At 38.6% G+C, this 16,475-nt stretch carries 11 protein-coding genes and 1 pseudogene; 11 read left to right on the forward strand and 1 reads right to left on the reverse strand.

Annotation, left to right across the window (positions count from 1 at the left end):
• The first annotated feature begins 12 nt into the window (after positions 1-12).
• Positions 13-1,131, forward strand: a complete 1,119-nt coding sequence (locus tag LZ575_RS18475) for a putative glycoside hydrolase (protein ID WP_235326380.1) — start codon at positions 13-15, stop codon at positions 1,129-1,131.
• An 82-nt stretch (positions 1,132-1,213) separates the two neighbouring features.
• Here LZ575_RS18475 and LZ575_RS18480 read toward each other — a convergent pair whose 3' ends face one another.
• A complete protein-coding gene (locus LZ575_RS18480; protein ID WP_235326382.1) occupies positions 1,214-1,480 on the reverse strand; it encodes a hypothetical protein in 267 nt (88 codons plus the stop codon).
• A 75-nt stretch (positions 1,481-1,555) separates the two neighbouring features.
• Between LZ575_RS18480 and LZ575_RS22900 the strand changes: the two genes are divergently transcribed.
• The 10 genes and pseudogenes from LZ575_RS22900 (at position 1,556) to LZ575_RS18525 (ending at position 16,474) form a co-directional block, all read left to right on the forward strand.
• Positions 1,556-2,239 (forward strand): family 20 glycosylhydrolase, encoded by a 684-nt coding sequence (locus tag LZ575_RS22900; RefSeq protein ID WP_255702972.1) that lies wholly within the window; start codon positions 1,556-1,558, stop codon positions 2,237-2,239.
• Positions 2,121-2,633 (forward strand): family 20 glycosylhydrolase, encoded by a 513-nt coding sequence (locus LZ575_RS22905; RefSeq protein WP_255702691.1) that lies wholly within the window; start codon positions 2,121-2,123, stop codon positions 2,631-2,633. The genes LZ575_RS22900 and LZ575_RS22905 overlap by 119 nt, the downstream gene beginning before the upstream one ends.
• A 53-nt stretch (positions 2,634-2,686) precedes the next feature.
• A complete protein-coding gene (locus tag LZ575_RS22910; protein ID WP_255702692.1) occupies positions 2,687-3,610 on the forward strand; it encodes a family 20 glycosylhydrolase in 924 nt (307 codons plus the stop codon).
• Positions 3,611-3,724: 114 nt separating this feature from the next.
• Positions 3,725-5,877, forward strand: a pseudogene (locus LZ575_RS18495) (GH92 family glycosyl hydrolase).
• A 147-nt stretch (positions 5,878-6,024) separates the two neighbouring features.
• Positions 6,025-6,786, forward strand: a complete 762-nt coding sequence (locus LZ575_RS18500; RefSeq protein ID WP_235326384.1) for a carboxypeptidase-like regulatory domain-containing protein — start codon at positions 6,025-6,027, stop codon at positions 6,784-6,786.
• Positions 6,783-9,434 carry a TonB-dependent receptor domain-containing protein gene (locus LZ575_RS18505; RefSeq protein WP_235326386.1) on the forward strand — a complete coding sequence of 884 codons (2,652 nt, stop codon included), beginning with the start codon at positions 6,783-6,785 and terminating at the stop codon, positions 9,432-9,434. The genes LZ575_RS18500 and LZ575_RS18505 overlap by 4 nt, the downstream gene beginning before the upstream one ends.
• A gap of 18 nt (positions 9,435-9,452) precedes the next feature.
• Positions 9,453-11,312: a SusD/RagB family nutrient-binding outer membrane lipoprotein gene (locus tag LZ575_RS18510; RefSeq protein ID WP_235326388.1), complete on the forward strand. Its 1,860-nt coding sequence runs from the start codon at positions 9,453-9,455 to the stop codon at positions 11,310-11,312.
• Positions 11,313-11,406: 94 nt separating this feature from the next.
• Positions 11,407-13,110: a hypothetical protein gene (locus tag LZ575_RS18515; RefSeq protein ID WP_235326390.1), complete on the forward strand. Its 1,704-nt coding sequence runs from the start codon at positions 11,407-11,409 to the stop codon at positions 13,108-13,110.
• A 178-nt stretch (positions 13,111-13,288) separates the two neighbouring features.
• Positions 13,289-14,002 carry a hypothetical protein gene (locus LZ575_RS18520; RefSeq protein ID WP_235326392.1) on the forward strand — a complete coding sequence of 238 codons (714 nt, stop codon included), beginning with the start codon at positions 13,289-13,291 and terminating at the stop codon, positions 14,000-14,002.
• Positions 14,003-14,086: 84 nt separating this feature from the next.
• Positions 14,087-16,474, forward strand: coding sequence for a glycoside hydrolase family 3 N-terminal domain-containing protein (locus tag LZ575_RS18525; protein ID WP_235326394.1), 2,388 nt, complete (start codon positions 14,087-14,089; stop codon positions 16,472-16,474).
• Position 16,475: the final 1 nt, after the last annotated feature.

The following is a 16,475-nucleotide window of genomic DNA, read 5'->3' on the forward strand; positions in this document are numbered from 1 at the left end:
AAAACCTAAATTATGAAACTGAAATTTTTACTTCTTGCGTTAAGCGTTTCTTTTTGCAGTGTTTCCTGCCAGGATAACATGCCTGCCACTCAAAAGTCAAAAGAGAATTTGGCTTCACAAGAAAAAGCAGAAAAGACAGACTTTAAATACTGGACCTGGATCACAGCAGACTCTAATAGACCCGATTCGTCCTACACCTCTGAATTTAAAAAATATAAGGAATACGGCCTGGATGCTGTGTTAATTAATACAAATACTGATCCTCAACTGCTTGACCGTTTAACTCCTCTTGCCACAAACGAAGGTCTTGAAGTACACGCCTGGATTATGGCAATGAACAGGCCGGGAGATAGTATCGCACTACAGCATCCCGATTGGTATGCAGTGAGCAGGGAAGGAAATTCTTCTTTTGATACCAGACCTTATGTGGATTATTACCAGTGGCTCTGCCCAACCCGTGAAGGTTCCAGGGATCACGTATTGAGTTTGGTGGAAGGCTTGGCAAAGGTGAAAGGAGTGACGAGTGTTCACCTTGACTATATTCGCCTACCAGACATTTATTTACCCATAGGTTTACTTCCGAAGTACAATTTGAAACAGGAAACGGAACTTCCGGAATTTGATTTTTGCTATTGTGACGTATGTGTGGCAGAATTTGAGAAAATTCATCATAAAAATCCACGTAATTTTGAAAATCCTGCCATAGATATGGAATGGAAACAATTTCGCCTGAACAAAATAAAAGAAGTGGTTGATGATGCCTATGAAATTGCGCATAAGAATGGTAAAATTTTAACGGCAGCAGTTTTTCCTTATCCCGAAATGGCAGATCATATGGTAAGACAACGCTGGGATAAATGGAAAATAGACGCTGTGCTTCCCATGATTTATCACGGTTTTTACAATGAAGAAATAGATTGGATTGGATTTGCTACCAAACAGGGTGTTGAAGACCTGGAAAGTAAAAATGTGGAACTTCACACGGGAGTATATCTTCCCGATATGGACGGCGCTAAACTAAGTAAGGCAATACAGTTGGCAAAAGACAACGGGGCAAAAGGTATTTCGTTTTTTGACGGGCAGGCATTTACTCCCGAAACTCTTGAAGCCGTGAAAAATTCAAAAAAATAACACGGGTACCTTTCCCATGCCTCAGTACTTTTCTGGATCTTGAGTATTGAAAATATTTGACTGGAAAAGCTCCCTGTATTGATTACAGGGAGACTGGAGGCAGGGGCGAGTGAACTTGTGTCCACACCTGAACACTTTTGATAAATATGAAATTTGCCAAGTATTTTCTTATTTCTCTTTTTTTGTTGGGAATAAGCTGCGAAGAAACTGAGAATCCATCCTTTGAAAAAGAAGACCTGGTTCTAATCCCGCAACCAAAATCAATTAAAATTAATAGAGGAAGTTTTATTGTAGATAAAAATACCAGGTTAGTAATACCAGCAGATAGTTTAAGCTCTATTACAAGCATTTTAAATGATCTATTCGAAAAATCTGCTTAGGTTTTCAACTGGAACTTTCCAGGGAAGTTCCGGGGGATAATTTTATTGAATTATCGCAAAATTCTGAAATTCCCGCAGAAGGATACCAGCTCTCGGTAACTAATGATAAAGTGGTTGTTGAGGCCAATTCCAGGTTAGGATTTGTATATGCACTGGAAACCATCAGGCAATTACTACCAAAGGAAGTAGAAAGTAGATCAATAGTATCAAACATCAACTGGACAATTCCAAATGTGGAAATTTTGGATGCACCACAATATTCGTGGAGAGGCAGTATGTTAGATGTTTCCCGCCATTTCTTCGGAAAGGAATATATTAAAGCTCACCTTGACCGAATGGCATTTCTGAAATTGAATACTTTTCACTTTCATTTGGTCGATGATCAGGGGTGGAGAATTGAGATCAAAAAATATCCCAAATTAACAGAAGTTGGAGCCTTCAGGGTAAATCAGGAAGAGAAGCACTGGAATGCAAGAAGCGTAAATGATCTGGAAACCAAAGCAACTTATGGTGGATATTATACTCAGGATGATATAAAGGAGATTGTTGCATATGCTCAGGAAAAAGGAATTCGTATAATTCCTGAAATTGAAATGCTTAGCCCACGTAATGAGTGCAATTGCTTCCTATCCCTGGCTTTCCTGTACTGGAGAACCTATCGCTGTTCCTTCAGGAGGTGTCTGGCCTATTACCAGTATTTATTGTGCCGGAAAGGAGTCTACATTTGAATTCCTGGAGGATGTGTTAATCGAAGTTATGGCTTTGTTCCCCGGTAAATATATTCACGTAGGAGGTGATGAAGCTACTAAAACTAACTGGGAAACCTGCCCCGATTGTCAGCGAAGGATTAAAGAAGAAGGACTTGCAGATGAACATGAGCTGCAAAGCTATTTTATGAAACGCATAGAGAAATTTCTGAAAGCAAATGGCAGAACTCTTATTGGCTGGGATGAAATTTTGGAAGGCGGCCTGCCTGAAGATGCAGCTGTTATGAGTTGGCGCGGATATGAAGGAGGGTGGGAAGCCTCTAAACAAGGGCATGATGTTGTAATGACCCCAACAAGCCCTATGTACTTTGATTATTATCAGGGAAGTCCCGATTACGAACTTGATTGCTTTTAATGCTTTTACATCACTTAGCCAGGTTTATCAATTCAGGCTAGGTTTTAGATTCAATGACGGTTGAGCAAAAGAAGCATATTCTTGGAGGACAGGCGAACCTTTGGGCAGAATATATTCCAACTCCGGAACATTCAGAATATATGCTTTTTCCAAGATTAGCAGCTTTAGCAGAAGTGGTATGGACACCAGATGATCAGCTGGAATGGAAAGATTTTTCGGTGAGAGTTCAGAAGTTGATGGACCGATTTGAAATTATGGGAATTAATTACGCAAAAAGCGCCTACGGCATACAACCTGAATCAGAAATTAACCTGGAAACGGGAGAAGTAACGGTTTCTCTTGAAGCGGAATTTCCCGATGTGGAGATTAAATATGCTTTTGGTGATGCAGAATTAACAGCTAATGCCAATATATATAGAGAGCCGTTAAAAATTGATTCATCTACTTCCTTAAAAGCAGCAGTTTTTGAAAATGGAAAATTGCTGGGGCTTACTATGAACAAATCTTATGTTTTTCATAAGGCTGTTGCCAAACCTGTTGAATATAAATTTCCATATAACGAGAATTATAATGGAGGCGGAAAAACAGGACTTGTGGATGTTTTAAGAGGAAGTAAATATTTCAAAGACGGTCGCTGGCAGGGATGGATAAATCGTCCTGCAGTTGTTACTATTAATTTGGAAGAGCCTTTAGATGTTAATCAGGTTATAGTAGGAAGTCTTGAGGAGCAGGGAACGGGAATATATTTTCCTGAAAGCATTCAAGTCGAGGTTTCTGAAGATGGAATGAATTATAGAACTGTAGGAAACTTACCGCGCAAATTCCAAAGTAATCCTGGAGCAAAAATTGAAAATTTTACTATAAAGTTTGAACCTCAAAATAACATCAGCTTTGTTCGAGTAACCGCCGTGCCTTTAAAAGAAAATCCCACAGGCGGAGGTTCCTGGTTATTTTTAGATGAAATTGAAATAAAATAAAACTATGGTTTCAGGGTTAAAATTATTTGTATCGGGGGTTTTGGTTTTAGCTTCAGTTCATTTTTGTAGAGCACAGGAAGATTTTTCACTCTAGTAAATTATGTAAATCCATTTATTGGAACTTCCAATTACGGAGCGACAAACCCTGGAGCAATTGCACCAAGAGGAATGGCGAGTGTTTCTCCTTTTAATGTTGCGGGAAAGGAAAACAAACTTGAAAAAGACAGCCAGTGGTTGTCAAATCCTTACGTATACGAGAATACTTTTTTAACGGGTTTTAGTCACGTAAATATGAGTGGGGTAGGCTGTCCCGAGCTGGGAGTCATTATTACAATGCCTACAACGGGATCACTTGAAACAGATCATTTAAAATACGGCACTACCTATTCAAAGGAAATTGCAAAAGCTGGTTATTATTCGGTTAACCTGGATAAGTATAATGTAAAGGCAGAAGCGACTGCCACTACCAGGACCGGACTTACAAGGTATTCCTTTCCAGCAGGGAAATCCAACATTCTGCTCAACTTAGGTTTGGGATTAACTAATGAGCAGGGGGCGATGGTTCATATTGTTTCCCCCAGCGAAATTGAAGGAATGCGTATGGTTGGTAGTTTTTGCTATAATAGTGCAGAAGAGGCTTATCCGGTTTATTTCGTCGCCAAATTCTCAGAACTACTGATGATTTTGGGATTTGGAAAACACCTTACAAATATGAAGGAGTGGAGGCACAGTGGATGACCTACAATGGAAAAACCCGTATTAAAAATGGATTTACACGTGAGGTTGTGGGGGATAGCATTGGGGCATATATGAGTTACGACTTTAAAAAACCCCAACAAGTGGAGGTAAAAATTGGAGTTTCTTATGTGAGTATAGAAAATGCAAGAGAAAATTTGGAGAAAGAAGTAGGAGATTCCAATTTTGAAAAAGTTTATACCAATACAAGGGAGGAATGGAATAAGAAGTTGAAAGTTATTGAAGTTGAGGGAGGAACTGAAGATGAAAAAACTATTTTCTACACCGCTCTATATCATACTCAAATTCATCCCAATATTTTGAATGACATCAATGGAGAATATCCTGAAATAGCTACAGGAAAAACGGGGAAAACTGAAGGAACCCGCTATACTACTTTCTCACTCTGGGATACTTATAGAAATTATCACCAATTAATGAGTTTGCTTTATCCTGAAGAACAATTGAACATGGTAAAATCCATGCTGGAGATGTATGATGAAAACGGCTGGTTGCCAAAATGGGAATTGAACTCTACTGAAACTTTTACTATGGTTGGTGATCCCGCTGCAGTTGTGTTGGCAGACACTTATTTGCAGAGCCTTACAAATTTTAATGTAGAGAAAGCTTACGAAGCTATGTTGAAAAGCGCAAGAGATACGGTAAATAATCCTTTGCGGCCGGGGTTAAAGGAGTACATTGATAATGGATACATAGGTGTTGACAGCAATATTGAAGGCCCTGTTTCTATTACACAGGAATATAACATTGCAGATTATGCCATCGCACAATTGGCGAAAAAGTTAGGAAAGAAAGGAGATTATCAGGAATTTTTAGATAGATCCTTATCTTACAAAAAGCTTTATAACCCCAGTACAAAATTTCTCCAGCCAAAAAACAAGGATGGCTCCTGGTATGCAGATTTTGATCCTTTGGCAGGGGCCAACTTTACCAAAAATCCTGGGTATATTGAAGGAAATGCATGGCAGTACCTTTTTATGGTTCCTCATGACATTGATGGTCTAATAAAAATAATGGGAGGTAAGCGTAAATTTGAGGCAAGACTGGATGAGCTTTTCGCCAGGGGACATTTTGACATGGCGAATGAACCTGATTTTGCTTACGGTTACCTGTATAATTTTATCCCGGGGAAAGAGTATAAAGCTTCGGAAAAGATAGGAGAATTAATAAAGACTTATTATAAAAACTCTCCGGATGGTCTCCCCGGGAACGATGATACGGGAACAATGAGTGCGTGGGTAATCTATTCTATGATGGGAATATATCCCATTACTCCGGGTAAGCCTATGTATACCTTAATTGCCCCTTCTTTTGAAAAAATCACTATTAATTTAGACAGAAATTATTTTAATAGAAGTCAACTCATTATAAGCTCTAATGCTTCAGATGAAAATAAGATAATTAAGGATATTAGCCTTAACGGGAGAAGTTTGAAAAACACATTTTTTGTTTCTTTTAAGAGTTTATTAGAAGCTTCCAGGCTTGACTTTGATCTAACCAATAAAAAGTAGTTCCCGCTCTCTGCTGTAAGTATTTAGACCGCATGTTGTTCAGCTATTGCCTGCTGTTGTTCGTCGAAAATGGTGTTTATACTTAACACTATTATAACAATTGATTTATATTTACCCTCATTCACAATTAAAATAAATTATAAAAACATGAAAATTAAATTACTTATTTTCTACAGTATTGTGTTCGGTTTTTTAAGCCAAAACGGCTTTGCTCAGGACCAGACGGTATCTGGAACTATTACCGATGCACAAAGCGGAATGCCTCTACCGGGAGTTACGGTGGTCGAGAAAGGCACTAATAATGGGACTGCCTCCGACATAGATGGAAATTATTCCATTGATGTGCCTTCTGAGGCTGTTCTGGTTTTTTCAATGGTTGGTTTTGGCTCTTATGAAGTTGAAGTTGGTCAACAAACCAACATTGATGTTCAGCTTTCTGAAGATATGGAATCTCTCAATGAAGTAGTTGTAACAGCTTTAGGTATTAAGAGAGAGACTAAAGCACTGGGATATGCGATGAGTGAGGTGGACGGAGAGGAGTTGGTGCAGACCAATACCATTAACCCGGTACGTGGATTACAGGGAAAAGTTGCTGGGGTAAGTATTGGAGCATCAGATGGAGGTCTTTTTGGTAATTCTAAAATTCAAATTAGAGGGGTATCTTCCTTAAATTCCAGTAATAACCAGCCTATCTTTGTTATAGATGGAGTAATTCTGGATAATAATGTTTCGAATGAAAGTCCAGATTGGGCATCAAATGCCAATGACTACGGTAACATTTTAAAGAACCTTAATCCCGATGATTACGAAAGTGTTTCGATTCTAAAAGGTGCTGCTGCCACTGCGTTATATGGATCAAGAGGTATTAATGGAGTTATATTAATAGAGACTAAGAGTGGTGCTAGATGAGAGGATTAGGTGTAAATATAAGTCAGTCTATTGGTATTGATCACGTTTACAGGCAGCCTGGTCTACAAAATGAATATGGTCCAGGAACTCTTCCCGGCTATGTAGGTTATGGAGAGCAGGATGAGCAAGGTAACTATTATAGGTTTTCTCCTCAGTTTTATTATAATGAAGAGGGAGATCCTACTTTAATTAATCACCCTGGAGGCGGATTGAGCTACGGGCCAAGATTTGATGGAAGGGAAATTCAGGATTATGACGGTAATATGGTGCCATATTTGCCTCAGGAAGATAATATGCTCGATGCATATGAGACAGGTTTAAATAGTAATACTCACGTTGCAGTGAGTGGAGGAAATGAAAAAGGTAACTTTTACCTATCGGATTCCTATAGTACAAGAACCGGAGTTTTACCTAATAATAGTTTTGATAGAAACTCTGTATCTCTTAGAGCTGCATATGAACTTGCTCCATGGTTAAGAGCAAATGGTTCTATTTCCTTTACACAGTCTGCGGCGAGAAATGCCAGAAGTGATATTTCGGAACTGTTTTTCTCAGGAGGATTTGAGAGGATTTATAATACCGATAAGTTTTCTCAGCGACAATATTGGCAGGCTCCTCACGGAGGGGTACCAAGTACTAACTATGGTGATGAATATGCATATGCACCTAATCGCGGTCTTTGGTTTGGATTTAATACCATGGATGATGCGCGCAAAGAAACTGTTGTAAGACCTATCGTCGGTTTGTCAATGGACCTTGCTCCGGGAATAACTTTGGGAGTAGAAGGTAGTATGAATTATTACACCATTCATTATGAATCAAAATCTTTAGGATCTGGCTTTGCTAATGAAGGAGGAGGTTATACACTAGATCATTCAAGAGATGTAAGTAGAACCGGAAAAATAACTTTAAACGCAAACAGACAAATCAGTGATGACCTTTCAATTCAACTCTTAGTTGGAGGTGAAATATGGGATCAGGAGAGGTCTAATAGTAATGTTAGAACAGACGGAGGACTAGTAGTTCCGGGAAGATTTTTTATAGGAAACTCAAGGAGAGATCCAATTGGTACTGCTGGTGTTTCCGGTACTAAACAAATTAATTCTCTTTACTTTTTATCAAGTTTTGGTTACAAAGAACAACTTTTCCTTGATGTAACTGGACGTAATGACTGGTCTTCGGCATTAGTTTACACAAATGGAACTGGTAACAATTCATATTTCTATCCTTCAGTTTCCACTTCATGGATTTTTGATGAAACTTTTGAATTACCACAGTGGGTTACTTTTGGTAAATTACGTGCATCGTGGGCTCAGGTAGGTAGTGATACAGACCCTTATGCAATAAACCAGGGGTATGGTATTGGAAGTTATGAAATGGAAGGTGGTAATTTTGTTTATCATAACAGCATATCAACTACTTTAGTTGACAGGGAGATACAACCAGAACGAAAAAACTCATTTGAGATAGGAGCAGATGTAAGATTATTTGATAACCGTCTTGGGTTGGATGTTGCTTACTATGACGAAACTATTAAGAATCAGATAGGCTCAGTTCCTATTCCTTATGAGTCAGGTTACAATAATTTATTTACCAATATTGGTACTCTTAGTAATTATGGGGTTGAATTAAGTTTAACAGTAGATCCTATTAGAACAGAAGACTTTAGATGGAGATCAATATTTAATTACTGGAATAATACAACAAAAGTATTAGATCTACATGAGGATTATGGTGATTATAAAACTTTAGGAGGAGATATATCTTATGGAAATTTCCGAATAGGTTCTGTTGCTTTTGAAGGAGGAGAATATGGAGTTTTAATGTCTGATAGTGCAAAGAAATTATGGCAATCTACAGATGCTAACGGGAATCCTATTGACGATCCAAGAAATGGTATGCCATTATTGAATTACAGTGATTCAAGGAGAGGAGCCGCCTTTGTTAGAAGTGGCACGGTGGAAGAGGTTGGAAAAGTTCAACCAGATTTTGAAGGATCATGGAACAATGAATTTACTTATAAAGGTCTTTCTTTGTCAATCTTAATGGATGCTCGAATTGGAGGACATATCGCTTCTTATTCCAGTAGATATGGAACGGCCTATGGATATTTAGATGCTTCATTAAGAGGTAGAGCTCCTGAATTTGGAGGTGTTTCCTGGACTTCAACTTATCCTGATACACAGGGGCAACAGTTTGGTGATGGAATTATTCCCGAAGGAGTTTTTCAATCAGGACAAACAGTTACTACACCAAATGGTGCTGTCGTTGAGGTTGGAGGAATGACATATCAGGAAGCATTTGATCAGGGCTATGTTGAGCCTACACACGCTGGTTATTATCACTATTTTTCTAATTCCTGGGGGGGTGGTGTTGTAAATGATGACTGGTTTACTGAACTTACTTATGTTTCTTTGAGAAATATCTCTATAGGATACACTTTCCCAAGAAGCATCAGTGAAAAATTAAATGCCCGCAACCTGTACATTGGTGTTAATGGGAGAAATTTAGCTTATTTATATAATTCAATGCCTAATAATATTAATCCTGAAAGCTTCAGGGGTACAACGAGTTCTGACTCTTTTAGGGAAAGATCTTTTACACCGTATCAGGCTAGTTATACAATGACAGTATCGTTAGATTTTTAAGAAAAAATAGTAATTATTATGAAAAATACATATAAAGGAATCTTATTCTTCCTGATGATTTTTGCCATCGGGTGTGACAAAGAGGATTTTGCAGAATTAAATAGTAATCCATCTACGGTTTCTGAACCGGAGCTAAGATTTTCCATTACTAAGGCAGTGGAACAGATGTATGGGAATGATTATACGAGTTGGTTTTACAACGCGTTTGATTACACTTACCCATGGTCCCAGGTAGTTACAGGGGGTGTAAACAGTGGTAATACAGAGGGTGTCGTTGAGATGGGGCCTACTGGTGATCAAAATATATATGCATCTTTAATTCCAACTGTAAGAGATATAAGAGCAAGAATCGACGCGATGAGTCCTGAACAGCAGGAAGAGAGACGGGCAATGAGAGCCATGACCTTTCCTATCCAAATTCAGCTTACTATAAGCCTTAGTGATTATTATGGTTCTATTATTTATTCAGAAGCGGGGATGGCTCCTTATACTTCCCCTCCATTAATTACTCCTAAGTATGATTCACAGGAAGAACTCTTTGATATTTGGTTAGCTGAACTGGATGCTGCTATAGAGGATTTACTGGCACCAGATCAATTTGAAATTGGTGCACAGGATGTAATCTATGGTGGTGATTACACTAAATGGGCTAAATTCTGTAATCTTCTGAAGTTAAAAATTGCTGCCAGACTTGTAAATGCTGATAGGGCAAAAGCTCTTGGTATTGTAGCTGAAGTCATAAACTCTCCTGCAGGTTATATGAGCAGTCTTGAGGACGATTTTATCTACCAAAGAGGAATAGAATATTTTGGAACAGGAGAAGGAGTGCAACCAGGTATTGGTGGGGAAAATTTAATCGACTTTATGGTTGATAATAAGGATCCAAGAGTACGGGTTCTTTTTGAAAAAAACTCATTTAACGGTGAGGTGGTACAGGCATTTATTGATGCAGGAAAACCTTTACCTCCATACGTAGAACAATATGTACAACTTGATGGATCCGGAAATTTCGCAGGATGGTCTGGACCGGGTGAGCCCTGGGTTAGATATTTTGGAGCACCTCTTGCTCCAGATGCAGTTTTCGAGGGTGGAAATGATTTTTATTTCAATCAGGGTATCGTAAACAGGATAAATTTAGGTGGTGTTGAAAAAACGTATGAGTCTACCTCAGATTTTAATGAGAGAGTAGTTCGTACTGGTTATCCGTTTGTGTATCCTACAAAACCTGGAGGACGTGTTCTGGAATTAAGAGATAATTACCCGCCTCTTGAAGTGATATTAGGTTCTTCAGCGGAAACTTATCTTTATTTAGCTGAATTTAAATTATTGGGTGCAAATATACCTGGAGAAGCTCAGGAATACTTTAACAGAGGAGTAGAGCTTTCGGTTGGAAGATTAGATGAACTGGCAGAAAATAACCGTTTTCCATATTATAATGAAGATCCCGTGTACACGAATGCTGAATTAGCTGCGGCGGGTGCTACTGCTTTAAAATCTGGGGAAATACAAAACTTACTGTCTCAACCAGCTTATGATCTAAGTTCAAATGGTCTGGAAAAAGTTTATATCCAGCAGTATATTAATTTCGCTGCAACTCCAGGTGATCTATGGACAACTGTGCGTCGTTCAGGAATTCCTAAGAGAAACAGTGAAGTGTTTGCCTGGGATCCTCTTTTGGCTGGAGGTTCTGAGTTAATTATTCCTCGTCGATTTATGATTAATACTCCTACACAGGATAATAAAAATTTCCAGAATGCAATGGAAGCTTATACAAATCAGGGATTTACAACAGGAACCAACGATCCTAATATCCTGAATAATGAAAGGATTTGGTGGGATGAAGAAAATCCTGACTACGGAGCCGGGCCGATTCAATAAAAAGCCCTAAGTCAATTAGTAAAATTATTTGGATTTTGAAAAAAGGGAATTTTAAAAAGTTCCCTTTTTTTTAAATAACTTTAAGTATTCAGTAATGAAAAAATTTAATGCTATTAACCTGCTAATCATAATGATGCTCTTTTCCTTTTCATATGGTCAGGAAAAAGAAGGGAATATTGTAGAATATTTTGGAAAAGAAAAAGTAGAAGATGTTCTTGAGGGGGATATCATCCATATTTTTAAAGAGGGCCTCATGTATAGTAGGAGAAATTTTCCTACTGAACCAAAATCTGTTCTAAGTGATCCTATTTTCGCACGGATAATAGCTAAATCCGAAAGTGGAATTACCGAGGGTAAAAGCGAGGGGAAAGATTTTAAGGGTGAGGAAGTAAAGTGGGAAAGAATTGAAGTTAAAGAAAACAATGAGTTTAATGAAAGAAGATTGGGATCAGGTTATTTGTACCTGGAATATGATTCTAAGGTAGAACAAGTGGTACTTTTTGAAGCTTCGGGGCATACAACCGTTCTTATTAATGGCTTTCCACATGAAGGGGACCATTATGATTTTGGGTGGAGTCTTATTCCCGTAAAGCTTAAAAAAGGAAGGAATGAATTTGTACTGTCTGGCGGGAGATTTTCTCATATGCGTGCCCGTCTTCTAAATACTTATAAACCTGTTGAATTCACAAGCAGGGATCTTACTTTACCCGATTTACTGATAGAAGAAAAATCCCCACTTTGGGGAGCAATTAGGGTAATAAATATGAAAGATACCTGGATAAAAGGTGGAAAAATTTTAGTTGAAGTAGGTGATGCTTCAAGAGAAACAAAAATTGCCGATATATTACCAATGGATGTGAGGAAAGTGCCTTTCTCTATTCCAATCCCCTCAAATTTAGAGGCTTTAGAATCTGTGGAAGCTATACTTTATCTAAAAGATGGCAGGAATAAAATTATCGATACCACAAAAATAGAATTGGGGGTAAAATCAAAATACAAACATCATAAAAACACATTTTTAAGTGATATTGACAAGAGCGTTCAGTATTACAGCCTCGTACCCTCACTGACCAAAAACAAAGAAAATCAGGCACTATTTTTATCGGTACATGGTGCGTCTGTAGAAGCGGTAAATCAGGCAAACGCCTATAAACAAAAAGATTGGGGACATGTTGTTGCTCCTACTAACAGGAGGCCTTTTGGTTTTGCCTGGGAAGACTGGGGAAGGCTGGATGCAATGGAGGTTTTAAATCATTCAGAAAAATTATTGGAAACAGATCCGCAACAAACTTATTTGACTTACTACTCAATGGGAGGACATGGAACCTGGTATCTTGGGGCCACTTATCCCGATAGGTTTGCAGCTATCGCACCCGCAGCAGGTTATCCCGACCTTTTAGGGTACAGGCAAAGTCGTATGAGCCGCATGTCTGAAGATCAGATTCAGCAGTATTTTGAAATGACTAAGGCAGAATTTGAGGAAAGAATGAGTGAGGATTTTTCCAATGCTGAAGAAGAACAACTGGATGAAATAATCAAAAGGGCGGGTAATCCAAGCCGTACCCTGAAACTGGAGAATAATTATCTGCATTACGGGGTTTATATACTTCATGGTGATTCAGATAATGTGGTACCTACTTATCTTGCTCAGGAAATGAGAGAGCGCCTGGGCCAATTTCATAATGATTTTGCATATTATGAATATCCCGGTGGAGAGCATTGGTTTGGTGATGAAAGTGTAGACTGGCCGCCAATATTCTATTTCTTTAACTTAGCGAAAAATAAAGGCAGACAATGAAATTAATAAAATTGATTTCACAACCGCCTCTCCCGGGGTATCTGCAGGTTCTCATTTTGTAGATATTCTTCAGCAGGAAACTCCATTTGAAATCAGCAACTTTGATTTCAAGAGAACAGAAAATGGGTTTGAACTTAAAACCATAAATGTTTTAACCCTGGCGATAGATTTACAAGCGATGCAGCAGGCAGACTTATCAAAGGTTAGTATTGATAACCAGGAAATATCGATACCCGAAGCTAAGCTTGTTTACCTGGAGAAGGAAAATGGAAACTGGAAAATTTCCAAAAAACCGGAAGCTTCAGAAAAAGGTCCTCACAGGAACGGCAGCTTTAAAGATGCTTTTAGAAATAATGTGGTTTTTGTTTATGCTTCAAAGGGATCTAAAAATGAAAATGAGTGGTATTATAATCGTGCGAAATTTGATGCCGAAAAATTCTATTACAGAGCAAACGGAAGTGTGGATATTGTAAAAGATACCGATTTTAAAGCTTCAGATTTTCCAGATAGAAATGTGATCATATATGGCAATAAATCCAATAATGCCGCCTGGAGGAAGGTATTGAACCACGCACCTGTACAGGTTTCAAATAATCAAATGCAAATAGGAGAAAAGATCATTAAGGGAGAAAACCTTGGGGCCTACTTTATCTATCCCAGGGCAGATAGTGAAATTGCCAGCGTGGGTGTAGTGACAGCTACCGGGGAAGAAGGAATGTATGCGGCTTATGCCAATGACTATTTGGTTAACGGTACATTTTTTCCTGATATAATGATCTTTGACAATACTATGGGCAAAGAAGGATTAAAAGGAGTGTTAGGCGCTAGTTTTTTTGGAAACGACTGGAGTGTAAAAAATGGCTTCTTAAAGTGGAAAAAAATTGGCGAATAGGAGAGGTACTAGTCAGTTTATCTTAATAATGAACGGGAATCGATTCTCTAGCGAGGATCAACTCCCCTTAAATGTATAATACCGATGAAGAAAAGTTGCCTTCTCTTTTTCTTAATTACTCATACGCTTTTAAGTCAGGACATTAAGAACGCTGCTTATAAGGATGCATCTTTAAAGGTAGAAGGCAGGGTTGAGAATCTTGTTTCTTTAATGACTTTGGAAGAGAAAATAGGTCAACTTACCACCCCTCTAGGCTGGAAGATGTATGCTAAAAAAGATAATACTGTCGAAATTAGCGAACTCTACAAAAAGGAAATTAATAACCGACACATTGGCGGATTGTGGGGCTTACTAAGAGCCGATCCCTGGACGCAAAAAACATTAGAAACAGGACTTAGTCCTAAGGAAGCGGCAAAAATTACTAATAATATTCAAAAATATGCTATAGAGAACAGCCGTTTAGGAATTCCTCTTTTGATAGAAGAAGAAGCTATGCATGGTCATATGGCCATTGGAACAACTGTTTTTCCTACAGCGATTGGACAGGGTAGTACATGGAATACAGAGCTCATTAATTCAATGGCTGAGGCTATCGCAAAGGAAATTAGAGCGCAGGGAGCAAATGTAGCTTATGGACCCATCATTGATATTGCCCGTGATCCCCGATGGTCCCGAGTGGAAGAAACTTTTGGTGAAGATCCTTTCCTCATTTCAGAAATGAGCAAGGCAATAATCCTTGGATTTCAGGGAGAGACTGCGGAAGATCTTAAAAATGGAGAACATGTGGCTGCTACTTTAAAACACTTTGCCGCTTATGGAGTTTCTGAAGGCGGGCATAATGGAGGCGCAGTAAATGTGGGACAGCGGGATTTATTTCAGAATTATATGTACCCTGTCAAAGAGGCCGTAAATTCAGGAGTTTTATCTATAATGACGGCATATAGTTCAATTGATGGTATTCCCAGTACGGCTCATAAAGGTTTATTAACTCACACTTTAAGAGAAGAGTGGGGCTTTAATGGATTTGTAATATCTGACCTTGGTAGTATAGAAGGGCTTCGTGGAAGTCATCATATTGTTTCTACTGCAGAAGATGCTGCAGCAGTGGCCATGAATGCCGGGGTGGATGTCGACCTTGGCGGAAATGGATTTGATAGTGCGTTACTGGATGCAGTAAAATCGGGTAAGGTTTCAGAAAAGCGGATCAACGAAGCAGTAAAAAGAGTTTTAACTGTAAAATTTAAGTTAGGACTTTTCGATCAACCTTATGTGAATGTTGAAAATGCCGGAAAAGTGGTGAGGAATCCCAAGCATGTAAAATTAGCCCGAGAAGTTGCCCGTCAATCCATGATCTTACTTAAAAATGAAAATGACCTCCTGCCTCTAAGCAAGAACCTGAAAAGAATTGCTGTAATTGGTTCCAATGCAGATGTGCAATACAACCAATTAGGAGATTACACAGCTCCCCAGGCTAAAGAGAATATAGTAACCGTACTGGAAGGAATACAGGATAAAATGCCCCACACCCAAATTCATTACGTAAAAGGGACCGCTGTTCGGGATACTACTCAAACTAATATTCCAGCAGCTGTAGAAGCTGCTAAAAATGCTGAGGTTGCCATTGTAGTATTGGGAGGGTCCAGTGCCAGGAATTTTAAGACTGAATATTTAGAAACAGGAGCGGCAACAGTTTCCTCTTCAAAAGAAGAAATTTTAAGCGATATGGAGAGTGGTGAGGGTTATGATCGTTCTACCCTTAACTTAATGGGGAAACAACTGGAATTATTACAAGCTGTTGTAGCTACCGGGACGCCTACGGTTTTGGTCTTAATTAAAGGCAGGCCTTTGTTATTAAATTGGCCTTCAGCACATGTTCCTGCTATTTTAGATGCCTGGTATCCCGGGCAGGAAGGTGGAAATGCTGTTGCAGATGTCCTTTTTGGTGATTATAATCCTGCGGGAAGACTACCTGTTTCCGTACCAAAATCCATAGGACAACTACCTGTTTATTATAACTACTGGTTTCCGACCAGGAGGGATTATGTAGAAAACGATGCCCATCCTCTTTATCCTTTTGGTTATGGATTAAGTTATGCCGAATTTGAATATTCCGATTTAGACTTATCTGTTGAAGGAACAGGAAAGGATATAAAGCTTCATGTTAGTTTAAAAGTTAAGAACATAAGTAATAAGGATGGCGATGAAGTGGTCCAGCTTTATGTAAGGGATATGACCAGCAGTGTACTCACTCCGGTTAAACAATTACGGGGATTCGAGAGGATTTCTTTAAAAGCGGGAGAAATTAAAACCATTCTTTTTGAGTTAACTCCAAAAGAATTATCCCTTTATAACGTTGAAATGGAGCAGGTGGCAGAAGCGGGAAAATTTCTTTTTATGATTGGTTCTTCCTCTGAAGATATCAGATTGGAAACCTCTTTTGAATTACAGGAAACAATAGCAATAAAAAATTAAA

It is taken from the genome of Antarcticibacterium sp. 1MA-6-2, assembly GCF_021535135.1.
Classification (GTDB): Bacteria; Bacteroidota; Bacteroidia; order Flavobacteriales; family Flavobacteriaceae; genus Gillisia.